The 11,838-nt window shown below is 61.9% G+C and carries 9 protein-coding genes; 3 read left to right on the top strand and 6 right to left on the bottom strand.

From position 1 onward, the window contains the following. Positions 1 to 55: 55 nt before the first annotated feature. The 5 genes from xylB to HX869_RS29570 are packed head-to-tail and all read right to left on the bottom strand — an operon-like array spanning position 56 to position 6,048. The gene (gene xylB, locus HX869_RS29590; protein ID WP_178904073.1) at positions 56 to 1,531 is read right to left on the bottom strand and encodes a xylulokinase; all 1,476 of its coding nucleotides are present in this window, start codon (positions 1,529 to 1,531) and stop codon (positions 56 to 58) included. A 1-nt stretch (position 1,532) separates the two neighbouring features. After that, entirely contained in the window at positions 1,533 to 2,525 is a 993-nt protein-coding gene (locus HX869_RS29585) for a LacI family DNA-binding transcriptional regulator (protein WP_032898556.1), read from the bottom strand. A 21-nt stretch (positions 2,526 to 2,546) separates the two neighbouring features. After that, positions 2,547 to 3,488 carry an ABC transporter substrate-binding protein gene (locus tag HX869_RS29580; protein WP_178904072.1) on the bottom strand — a complete coding sequence of 314 codons (942 nt, stop codon included), beginning with the start codon at positions 3,486 to 3,488 and terminating at the stop codon, positions 2,547 to 2,549. 33 nt (positions 3,489 to 3,521) lie between these two features. After that, a complete protein-coding gene (locus tag HX869_RS29575) occupies positions 3,522 to 4,490 on the bottom strand; it encodes a hypothetical protein (RefSeq protein WP_003209708.1) in 969 nt (322 codons plus the stop codon). Between the two features lie 25 nt (positions 4,491 to 4,515). Continuing rightward, positions 4,516 to 6,048, bottom strand: coding sequence for a sugar ABC transporter ATP-binding protein (locus HX869_RS29570; protein ID WP_003209705.1), 1,533 nt, complete (start codon positions 6,046 to 6,048; stop codon positions 4,516 to 4,518). A 409-nt stretch (positions 6,049 to 6,457) separates the two neighbouring features. Here HX869_RS29570 and HX869_RS29565 point away from each other — a divergent pair, with 409 nt between their 5' ends. From HX869_RS29565 to HX869_RS29555, 3 genes are read left to right on the top strand one after another with little or no spacing between them, the layout of a single operon-like run. Continuing rightward, entirely contained in the window at positions 6,458 to 7,813 is a 1,356-nt protein-coding gene (locus tag HX869_RS29565; RefSeq protein WP_178904071.1) for a HAMP domain-containing sensor histidine kinase, read from the top strand. Further along, a complete protein-coding gene (locus HX869_RS29560) occupies positions 7,798 to 8,181 on the top strand; it encodes a response regulator (protein ID WP_008430409.1) in 384 nt (127 codons plus the stop codon). The genes HX869_RS29565 and HX869_RS29560 overlap by 16 nt, the downstream gene beginning before the upstream one ends. Positions 8,182 to 8,190: 9 nt before the next feature. Beyond that, positions 8,191 to 9,459 carry an EAL domain-containing response regulator gene (locus HX869_RS29555; RefSeq protein ID WP_003209700.1) on the top strand — a complete coding sequence of 423 codons (1,269 nt, stop codon included), beginning with the start codon at positions 8,191 to 8,193 and terminating at the stop codon, positions 9,457 to 9,459. Here the strand turns inward: HX869_RS29555 and HX869_RS31925 are convergent. Then, positions 9,440 to 10,075 carry a methyl-accepting chemotaxis protein gene (locus HX869_RS31925; protein WP_371132487.1) on the bottom strand — a complete coding sequence of 212 codons (636 nt, stop codon included), beginning with the start codon at positions 10,073 to 10,075 and terminating at the stop codon, positions 9,440 to 9,442. The two genes, HX869_RS29555 and HX869_RS31925, sit on opposite strands and share 20 nt — an antisense overlap. Positions 10,076 to 11,838: the final 1,763 nt, after the last annotated feature.

Raw genomic sequence — 11,838 nt, 5'->3', positions numbered from 1 at the left:
GAGCGGAACCAATAGCAGCCGTTACCCAAATAACGGATATACACCCAAAACCTCCCTAATCGTGCAAAGCCTTAGCCGCCCCCAACAACCCGAGAAACTTCAAATATCGCGCCTGCAAAACAGCCTGTTGAGCGCCGTCCGGGAAAAACCGTTGCTTCACCGGCATCCCCGCCTGCAACAGCGCCGCACCCTGGCCGCTCGACAGGAACCCCAACTTCGCTGCACCAATACACGCCCCCAACTCACTGCCATGCAACGTATAAATCTCCCGCCCAAGAATATTGGCCAACAACTGCGCCCAATACTCACTGCGCGCCCCACCACCCACCAACGCACAAGCCCCCACCGTGGCCCCGGCCGACTGCACCGCATTCAGTGCATCCAGCAACCCGAACCCGACCCCCTCCATCACCGCATACCCCAACATGGCCGGCGTGCAGTCATGCCCCAGGCTCATGAAACCACCCCGCAACAACGGGTCGTTATGGGGCGTGCGCTCCCCCGCCAAATACGGCAAAAACAACGGATTGGAAACCGGCACGCCCTGCCCGATCGGCAACTCGGCCTGCACCCGATCCAGCAACGCCTGCTCATCAACCGACCCCGTCAACCGCGTCACCCACCGCAAGCAACTGGCCCCGGCCAGCATGGCGCCCATGGTGTACCAGCGATTAGGCAACGCATGACAAAAACTATGCACCGCACTCGCCGGATTCCCCGCCGAGTGATCAGTAATCGCCACGATGGCCGCACTCGTACCGAGGGTGATAAACGCATCACCCGCATTCACCGCCCCTATGCCCACCGCCGCCACCGGGTTGTCCCCGCCACCGCCGGCAATCACCAGGCCCTCGGCCAAGCCCAGTCGCCCCGCCGCAGCCGCATTCAAACAAGCACTGGCCGCGCCACCTTCTACCAGCCGTGGCATCTGCGCCCATCGCAAACCCGTGGCCTGCAGCATCGGTTCAAACCATTCACGGTTGGCCACATCCAGCCACAACGTCCCCGCACCATCGGACACATCACTCACGCGCTCACCACTCAGGCGCAGGCGCAGGTAGTCCTTGGGCGACAGCACGCAATCAATGGCGCTGAATACCGCCGGTTCATGCTCCTGCAACCACAGCAGCTTGGGCGCCGTGAGACCGGCCATCGGCAAGCTGCCGGTGACGTCGGCAAACTCACTGCCCAAGGCTTCTGCCTGGGCCATGGCACGGGAGTCATCCCAGAGAATCGCCGGGTACAACACCCGGTCGTCTTGCCCCAGCAATACCGCCCCGTGCATCTGCCCGGACAACCCGATGCAGCCGACACGGCCGTAGGCATCCGGCTGATCAGTGCGCAGTTGGTCCAGGGCCTTCAGGCATGCTTGCCACCAGTCCTCAGGCGCCTGCTCGGACCAGCCTGTGTGCGGACGCGAGACTGTCAGCCGCGCGCCCGCATGGGCGAGGACGTTGCCTTGCTCGTCCATCAGGATCGCCTTGAGTTCCGAAGTGCCGAGATCAATGCCAAGGGAAACCGCGTTGTTCATATCAGGGGCAGCCGCATGAGTTACGAATCTTCAGGGTGGGCGCGAGCCGCACGCTGTGTGTTTTACGCTTGGGCGACGCCATGCGCTCAAGCAGCAGGTTGACCGCCCGGGCGCCGAGTTCCTGGACCGGCTGTGCGATCAGGGTCAGGCGTGGCACAAAGAAATCCGCCCAGTCAAAATCATCGAAGCCCACCAGGGCCATCTGCCCGGGCACGTCGATATTCGCATCACGCAAGGCGTGCATCGCACCCAGGGTCATCAGGTTGTTGCCCGCCATGATTGCCGTGGGCGGTGTTGCCAGGGTCAATAACTGCGCGGTCGCTTGCCGTGCCGGCTCGCTGCTGGAACCACCGTTGACCAGCAATTGCGGGTCAAACACCAACCCTGCCGCCTGCAACGCGGCTTGATAGCCGGCCACGCGCTCATCGGAAGTGCCGAGCCCCGCGCGCCCGGAAATAAAGCCGATGCGCCGGTGTCCATGGCCGATCAAGTGCGCCACCAGGGCCTGGGTCGACTGGGTGTTTTCCACCCCGACCTGATCGAAACGATCACACATCATCCGGTCCACCAGCACCGCCGGCACTTGATTGGCCTGCAGGTATTCCAGGGCCAGCGAACCGGTAGACGGCGCCAGCAGAATGCCGTCCACCCGCCGATGGTGCAGCGTCGTGACTACGCGCAATTCCTGCTCGGGATCGTCGTGGGTATCGACAAACAACATCATGTAGCCGTGCTTGGCGCACTCGGTTTCAATCGCGTGCACCGTTTCGCTGAAGTAGTGGTTGGACAGCGCCGAGATCGCCACGCCAATCGTATTGGTGGTGGACCGCGCCAGGGAACGCGCCAGCGTGTTGGGGATGTAGCCCACCTGCCGGATCGCGTCCTGCACCGCTTGCACCGTGTCCGGGCTGACCTTGCGGGTGCCGTTCAAGACGTGGGAAACCGTCGACGTCGACACCCCTGCAATTCTTGCCACATCCTCCATGGTTGCCACGGTGCTCACTCCTGGGTGCTTTTAATGTTTGCTTGACCAACCGGCGTAGGAACCGACGTTATCGCGGGTGATCAATTTTGGCGCCAGCAGGGTAACCGCTTCGGCAGGTTGTTTGTCATTGAGAATGTCATTGCCGACGTTGACGGCCGTCTGGGCCATGGCCCATGGGTCCTGGCTGGCGGAGGCCTGGATCAGGGTGTCGGTCTTCAAGGCATTCTCGATGTCCGGCGCGCCGTCCACGGAGGTGATGATGATGCCGCTGCGTTTCAGCTGCTTGGCGGCAAGATCACTGCCGATGGCTTGCGGGTCGTTGATCGCGAACAGGCCGTCGATTTTCTGGAAGCGTGTCAGGTAGCCCTGCATCACGTTCAGGCCGCCTTCACGGGAGCCTTTGCCGTCCTGGTCATCAGACAGCACCTTGATATCCGGCGCACTGCCCAGCGCGGCTTTACAGCCTTTGACGCGATCAGTCACGGCGGTGACCTGCGGGCCGTTCTGGATAATCACGTTGCCCTTGCCCGACAGTTTGTCGACGATGAACTGGCAGGCGAGCTTGCCGGCCTCGACGTTGTCGGTCTGCACCGTGGCATTCACGCCCTTGGCATCGACGTCCACAGCCACCACCACGATCCCGGCGTCGCGGGCTTTCTTGATCGCCGAGGCCATGGCCGACGGGTCGACGGCGTTGAGCAGGATCAGGTCGACCTTGGACGAGATGAAGTTGTCGATCTGCGAGAACTGCTTGCTCAGGTCATAGTCGGCCGACACCGAGGTGACTTTCACCGCCGGGTTCAGCTCCTTGGCCCGCGCCGTGGCACCGTCGGCCAAGGTCACGAAATACGGGTTGCCCAGGGACCCCATGCTGATGCCGATGGCTTTCAGTTCACGGGCTTGCACCGCCTGGGACATCAACACGGCAACGCCCATGGAGGCGACAACAGGAAACATGCGTTTGAAGTTCATGATGACTCTCTTGTGATTGTTGTTTGAGTGAAATCAGGTCCGCGCACCGGACTGGCGATAGCGATCCAGCGCTACCGCGCCAATGATCACGATGCCCTTGATGATGTACTGCCAGATATCCGAGACGCCCAGCAGCACCAGGCCGTTGGTCAATACCGCGATGATCAGCGCGCCAATCAGCGTGCCGCCGATGGTGCCGACGCCGCCGGTAAAGCTGGTGCCGCCGAGGATCACTGCGGCAATCGCATCCAGCTCATAGGATTGCCCCAGTTGCAGGCCATTGGCGGCGAACAGGCGTGACGCGCTCATCACCGCGCCCAACCCGGCCAACGCACCGGACATGGCATAGACGAACAGCAGGACCTTCCACACCTTGATCCCCGACAGCCGCGCCGCTTCCGGGTTGCCACCCACGGAGTAGATCTGCACCCCCATCACCGTGCGCCGCAGGATGAACCACGACAGCGCAATCACGGCTACCGCGATGATCACCAGCCAAGGCACGCCCAGTACTGAGTCGTTGCCAATAAAGGCAAACGGCAAATCAGGGTTGAACACGGTCTTGTCGTCGGCCAACAGACGAGCCAAACCGCGCATGGCGGTCAGCGCACCGAGGGTGACGATAAACGGCGGCAGGCGCATGAAGGCGATCAGGCCGCCGTTGACCAGGCCCAGCAACAGGCCGAAGCCAACCCCGGCGGCAATCCCGAACATGCCGAACTGCGGTGACATCGACGCTTGCAACGCAACCACAGCCGAAGCCGCAAGAATCGCTCCCACCGACAAGTCGATGCCCGCCGTGAGGATCACAAAGGTCATGCCTGCCGCCAGCACCACGTTGACCGACGCCTGCTGGGTGATGATCGACAGGTTCTGCACCGTCATGAAGTTTTCGCTGGCCAGGGCAAAGCCCACCAGCAGTAGCACCAGCACCGGCAACATGCCCACCGTGCGCATCAGTTCACGAATACGCTCAGCCTTGCCGATCGTTGCCACAGTCATGGTGTTGCTCCCGCTTGTCGTTGAATTAGCCATGGGCGGCCACCTGCTCGCTGCCGGTGGCGAGGTCGATGATCGCCTCCTGGGAAATATCCAGCCCCGATGCCCCGCCCACTTCGGCCACCAGTTGCCCTTCGCGCATGATCAGCACGCGGTCGCAGGTGCCAATGATTTCCGGCAGCTCGCTGGAGATCACAACGATGCCCACGCCGGCCTTGGCCAACTGGTTGATGATGCGGTAGATCTCGGATTTGGAGCCGATGTCCACGCCACGGGTGGGCTCGTCGAGGATCAGCACATGCGGCTTGACCTCCAGCAGCCGTGCCAGCAGCACCTTCTGCTGGTTGCCACCGGACAACGCGCCGACGTTGACCTTGCCCGACGCCACGCGGATCGACAGGGACTTGATCGCATCGCGTGAGCGTTGTGCGGCGTGGCCACGGTCGAGCACGCCACCGGCATGGGCATCCGGCACACAGGCACAAACGTTGATGTTGTCGGCCACGCTCATGTCGAGAAACAGGCCCTGGGCCTTGCGGTCCTCGGTGAGGTAGACGACACCGGCACGAATCGCATCCGCCGGGTTGCGCAGTTGGGTCACGGTTTTGCCGACCACCTCCAGGGTGCCGGAGGTGCGTGGGTCGGCGGCAAAGATCAGCCGTGCCAGTTCGGTACGCCCGGCGCCCACCAGGCCGGCGATGCCCAGCACTTCACCGGCGTGCAGGTCGAAGCTGCAGTTGCGCACGCGCTTGCCGTCGGCCATGTCGCGCACGCGCATCACCACCTGGCCGGGGTCGTAGGCCGCATGTTCCTTCTTGTAGAAACCTGACAGGTCGCGGCCCACCATCATCTTCACCAGCACTTCGGCCGACAGCACGTCCCGCGCCAGTTCGCCGACGTACTCGCCGTCCCGCAGCACCGAGACCCGGTCCGACAGCTCGTAGATTTCCGCCATGCGATGGCTGATGTAGATGATCGCCAGGCCCTGGCTGCGCAGCTGTTTGATCAGCGCGAACAGGCGGTCGGTCTCCCGGGAGGACAGCGGCGTGGTGGGCTCGTCCATCACCAGGATTTTTGCGTGGGCATGCAAGGCCCGGGCGATTTCCACCAGTTGGCGCTCGGCGATGGACAGGCTGGCGACGCGGGTGGTGGGCAGGAACTCCGCACCGAGCCTTGCCAGCACCTCGGCCACCCCGGCTTCCATGCCCTTGCGGTCGATGGTCCAGCCACGGCGCAGTTCACGGCCCAGGTAAATGTTCTCGGCCACCGTGAGGTTCGGGCACAGGCTCAGTTCCTGGTAGATCACGGCAATGCCGAGGGCTTTGGCGGAGGCTGGGTTGTAGCTGGCGACGGGCTGGCCATCGATGCGGATGGTGCCGCCATCATCGGCCTGGTAGGCACCGGAGAGGATCTTCATCAAGGTCGATTTGCCGGCGCCGTTCTCACCCATCAAGGCGTGGATTTCACCGGGGTAGACCTTCAGGCTGACGTTCTTGAGCACCCGCAGACCGTTGAAGGTCTTGCTGATGCCCTGCATTTCAAGCAAGGGTTCAAGGCTCATGACTGAGCTCCTGGTTTTATTATTGTTGTGTTCGGGCGTTTGCCGATGGCAGTCATCGGCAGACCTGATTGCTGCCGACTCTAATCAGATACATTTGCTTACGCAAGCGCTTGCGTCAGCCGTTTATCGTTTGATTAAACGTTTCACCTGATGAATAAATGTTCATCCAGCGACCTGGAGTGACTAATTGCAGATAAAATCGCCGTTTTTCCACCTTCACCTATCCGATTGAGTGCTTTTCTAAAAATAACACCGCGTTTGGCCACTACGATCCCTGTCAGTTGCGGTTTATCTGCTATCGTCCAAAGACCTCATCTCCTCCTCATCGCGCCTGCGCGATCTTCTGTGAGCATGCTCTGCGGCGCCGCCTTTGGCAGCGTCGGGCCTGAAGTTCACGGAACACTGCACCATGGACAACTCTTCAGTCGACAGCCCGGCGGAGCCGCAATCCCGGGCTGAAAAAATCGTCGAATTCAAACGCCAGAAAACCCTGCTCAAGGCCGGCGCCTTGCAAGATGCGATCTTCAACAGCGCCTACTTCTCCAGCATCGCCACCGACGAAAAAGGCGTAATCCAGATTTTCAACGTCGGCGCCGAGCGCATGCTTGGCTACGCCGCCGCCGATGTGCTGAACCGCGTCACACCGGCCGACATTTCCGACCCCGCCGAGCTGATCACCCGCGCCGCCGCCCTCAGCCTGGAACTGGACACACCGATCACGCCGGGCTTTGAGGCCCTGGTGTTCAAGGCCTCCCGGGGCATCGAAGACATTTACGAACTGACCTATATCCGCAAGGACAACAGTCGCCTGTCGGCCATGGTGTCGGTGACCGCCCTGCGCAACCGCAACGACGCGATCATCGGCTACCTGCTGATCGGCACCGACAACACCGCGCGCAAGCAGGAAGAGGCGCAACGCAAAGGCTTTGAGCGCGCCCTGGAAGAGAAGAACCTGGAGCTGGAACACGCCAGCCACATGAAGTCCGAGTTCCTTGCCACCATGTCCCACGAGCTGCGCACGCCGCTGAATGCGGTGATCGGTTTTTCCGAGGCGCTCAAGGACGGCCTGGTGGGCGACATGAGCGATATCCAGCGCGAGTACATCGGCGATATCTTCACCAGCGGCCAGCACTTGCTGTCGCTGATCAACGACATCCTCGACCTGTCCAAGGTCGAGGCCGGCATGATGGACCTGGAACTGGAAGCCGTGGAGTTGGCCGGCCTGTTGGCCAACAGCCTGCTGATCGTGCGGGAAAAGGCCGCATTGCAGCGCATCCAGTTGAAACTCGAAAGCCCGGACGACTTCGGCGCACTGGAACTGGACCTGCGAAAGACCAAGCAGATCATCTACAACCTGCTGGCCAATGCGGTGAAGTTCAGCGAGCACGGCGGCTCGGTGACGCTCTCGGTGCGCGAGGTGAATCGTGGGCAAGTGGGGCAGATTCCAGGCGACTGGCCCACCCACGGCTTTGCCCTGCAGCCCAGCGAACATCAACAGTTCCTGGAATTGAGCGTGAGCGACACCGGCATCGGTATCGCCCGGCACGACATGAGCAAGCTGTTCAAGGCTTTCAGCCAGATCGACAGCAGCCTGGCGCGCAAATTCGAAGGCACGGGCCTGGGCCTGGCGATGGTCAAGCAACTCACCGACCTGCACGGCGGCAGTGTCGCCGTGGCCAGCCGCGAAGGTGCCGGCGCGCGATTTGTGGTGTGGCTGCCGCTGCATCGTGCCGCAGATGCGGAGGCCCCATGGCCGAAATCCTGATCGTCGAAGACAACGAGGCCAACATGCGCCTCGCCCGCCTGTTGCTGGTGAACGCCGGCCACAGCGTGTTGTGGGCCGCCGATGCCGAGACCGGGCTGACCCTGGCCCGGGAAAAACAACCGGCATTGATCCTGATGGACATCCAGTTGCCGGGCATGGACGGCCTGGCAGCCACGTCACTGCTCAAGCAGGACCCTCATACCGCGCACATCCCGGTGATCGCCCTGACGGCCATGGCCATGAAGGAAGACCGTGACAAGACCCTGCGGGCCGGCTGCGATGCCTACATCATCAAGCCCCTGCGCTACAAAGAGCTGTACCAGGTGATCGACACGCTGCTGCAAAAGAACATTACTCCCTCGACTTGAGTCCTCTCCATGGCCAGCCAACCCGCAACGCTGTTGATCGTTGATGATGAAATCCAGGTGCGCAAGCTGCTCGAAACCCTGCTGCGCCACGAGGGTTACCAGACCGTGAGCGCCGCCAGCGGTGAAGAAGCCTTGCAGTTGGTGGCGCAGCGGCCGCCGGACTTGATCCTGCTGGACATCATGATGCCGGGCATGGACGGTTACGAAGTGGCCAACCAGCTCAAGGGCAACCAGGCCACGGCGAACATTCCGATCATCATGCTTTCGGCATTGAGTGAGTCCAGCGCGCGGCTCAGTGGCCTGGAAACCGGTGCTGAAGAATTCATCAGCAAGCCGGTGGAGCGGGTCGAGTTGTGGCTACGGGTACGCAACCTGCTGCGGCTCAAGGCCCACGGCGATCGGTTGAAAAACCATAGCCAGTTGTTGGAGCAGCAACTTCAACACCACCAAAATGAGTCCTCGCGGTTGAATGTGCATGACCTGGCGCGCCTGGACCTGGAAAAAGCCCTGCGCCTGGCGGTCGAGCGCGAAGAATTCGTGCTGCATTACCAACCCAAGGTCGAACTGGCCAACGGTCAGGTGTGCGCCCTCGAGGCCCTGCTGCGCTGGGACCGGCCCGGTTACGGTGCGGTGTCTCCAGCGGTCTTCATACCGATCCTGGAAAGCCAGGGCTTGATCGTCACGCTCGGGCGTTGGGTGATCGACAACGTGTGCCGCCAGATCGCAGCGTGGCAATCCGGCACGGTGGGCGCGGTGGAGGTATCGGTCAACGTTTCGGGGCATCAATTGATCGAGGGTGACCTGATTGCCGATATCGCCCAGTCCCTCGCCCAGGCCGGCGTGGAAGCGCATTGGCTGGAAGTTGAATTGACCGAAGGCTCGCTGATGGAGAACACCCAGCACACCATCGCCAGCTTGCAGCGCCTGCGGGCGATGGGGGTGAAGATCTCCATCGACGACTTCGGCACCGGCTATTCCAGCCTGGCCTACCTGCGGCGGTTCCCGATTGATACGCTGAAAATCGATATTGCGTTTATCCGCGAAGTCACCAGCAACCCGCAGGACGCGGCTATCACCCGCACCATCATCGAACTGGCCCACAGCCTGAAGCTGCGAGTGGTGGCCGAAGGCGTGGAAACCCAGGCGCAGCTGGAGTTTCTGCGGGAAGCCGGCTGCGATCAAATCCAGGGGTATCTGTTCAGCCGGCCTTTGCCGATGAAGGAGTTGGAGCGCCTGCTGCTGGATAAGCGCAGCCTGGTCAGGCCGCAGCCTCACTGACTTCGAACAACCCCACCAGCTTCTGCAACTTGTTGGCATTGACCCGCACGGTTTCCGCGCTGGTCTGCAACACCCCTACGGTCAGGCGCATTTGCTCCGAAGAGTGGCTGACCTGCTTGATGGTCTTGCCATAGTCGAGGCTGCGGGCGTTGAGCTGCTGGATGATGCTGAACATGCTCTCCACCGCCTGGTGCAGGTGCACGTTCTCCGAGGAGGCGTCCTCGGCCAGGCGCAGGCTGCTGTCGACGTTGGTCACGCCGTTTTCCATGAAGCCTACGGCCTTGCGGGTTTCGCCTTGCAGGCCCTCGACCATCTGGCGAATGTCTTCCGCTGCCTTGGAAGTGCGTGACGCCAGGGTGCGGACTTCGTCGGCCACCACCGCAAAACCGCGGCCATGCTCGCCTGCCCGCGCCGCTTCGATGGCCGCATTCAGGGCCAGCAGGTTGGTCTGGTTGGTGATGTCGCTGATCAACCCGGTGATGTTGCTGATCTGTGCCATGCGGCTGTCCAGCAGTTGCACGCTTTCCGAGGAGCGCTGCACCACATCGCGAATCGACTGGGTGCCGACCTGTACCGCGAGGAATTGCTCGCGGGCCCGGCTGACCACCTCGTCCATGGCCTGCTTCATTTGCTCGGCGCTCACCGAGGCTTGCTGGATTTCTCCCAGTTGCTCTTCAACGATGATCATCATGCGGTGGGTGGCGTCGGCCACTTCATGGGACATCAACCCGGCCGCCTCGCTGCGGCCGAGCATCAATTGGTTGGTGTTGCCAACGCTGTGGCTGGCCTTGACCACCTGGCCGACCACCGAATCCAGGCGGTCGATGAAGCTGTTGATCCAGCGGCTCATGTCGCCGGTTTCGTCGTTGACCATGCGCCCGCTGTCCAGGCGTTGGCGCAGGTTGCCCTCGCCTTCGGCAATGGTGCGGATGACCTCGGTCATTTCATTCAGGCGTGCGGCCAGGCGCCTGGGGCCCAGGCGGCTGAACAGCAAGGCCGCGACCACCATGCTCAGCACCTCGCACGCATCGGTCGAGGCGGCGGGCAAACCACTGTAGTGACGGACCAGGAAGTTGCAGGCAAACAGGCCGGCCATGGTCGCCAGATAGGGCTTCATCAAGCCGTGGCTCAGGGAGCGCCGGCGGTAGACCTCTTCCAGGTCGGCCTCGCACATCATGCCCCAGCGATCCGGCGAGCCCGGCAGTTCGAAGGTCACGCCCTTGCCCACCACCGGGATGTGACGGTAGTCGGAATAGCCGGGATAGGTGACAAACAGATTCGAGCCCTTGCGGATGGTTTCCCGCACGCCGGGGTGCAGTTGTTGGGTGGCGGGGTCGATAAACCGCAATTCCAGCTCGGTGTGGCGTTGGATCTGTACGGTTTTCCAGGGTGTGTGCACGCCGCTCTTGAGATTTTCACCGTGGGTGAAGGTGCCGTCCTCGAAGCGTGAGCGGGACAGCGCAATGCCCGGCTGCAGCGCCGGGTCGAAGCGCGATTGCACCATGAACAGGTAGTTATCGCCGGACTCGGGGAAGATATGCCCGGCCTCGCGCTGGATCAAATCCCCGAGTATGTCGTTGGGCACCCGACCGCAGAGGCAGCCGACCACCCTGCCCTCGCGGGTCAATGGTTGGTAGAACATCAGGGTCACTTCGTCATGGAAGCGCGAGGACGAAGGGCCGATCTGCAAGGTCAGCGGGTCGCTGTAGGGACCGTGGAGGAATGGCGCCTTGAGCCCGGCGGCCAGGGCTTGTTGATTGAGCGCGCGGTGACTGGCCTGGCTCCAGGTACTCGCCAGTAGTTCGCCCTTTGGGTCGACGATAAACAGCTCGGAGAAATCCCCGGCCTGGTGCAGTTTTTCCAGCAGCAGGCTGTTGTCGGTGAGCACGGAATCGCGGGCCAGTGTCGTGGCCAGTTCGTTGAGGTGTTCCCACTGTTCGCGGGTCCAGGTTTGCAGGAGTTTGACCCGGGTTTCGGCAATGGCCTCGAAGGTTTGCTCCATCACCGGGTACACCGCGCGGTTGAGGTGGCAGGACCAGCCCATGGCGAACTTGCCGGTCTTGCCCCACCAGGGCAGCCAGCTTTTCTCGGCGGAAGATAACTGCATCGTGCTGCTCGACAGGCTGCTCATGGCGGACTCCGGGAGTGATGTCTAATTGCCATATCTCAAGGCAATTAATGCGCCAATTAGCTAGCTTGCTATTGATTAGGCTGTTTGGCCTGCCATGCGGGTCAACGGGAGCGAGCTTCCTCGCTACAAAAAGCTGCATGCAATCAAGAGCATGCACCAGCGGGTGGCAGTGAGATCGCTTGTCGGGTGGGATGTTCCAAGGGGACCGTGCCGGGCTGACCATCTCACTAGGGCTCTGCCCCGCCTGT

This window comes from Pseudomonas sp. P7779 (assembly GCF_013386315.1).
In the GTDB taxonomy this organism is placed as follows: Bacteria; Pseudomonadota; Gammaproteobacteria; order Pseudomonadales; family Pseudomonadaceae; genus Aquipseudomonas.
Note: the sequence above shows the minus strand (reverse complement) of the source record. Positions and strands in the feature narration are given on the sequence as shown.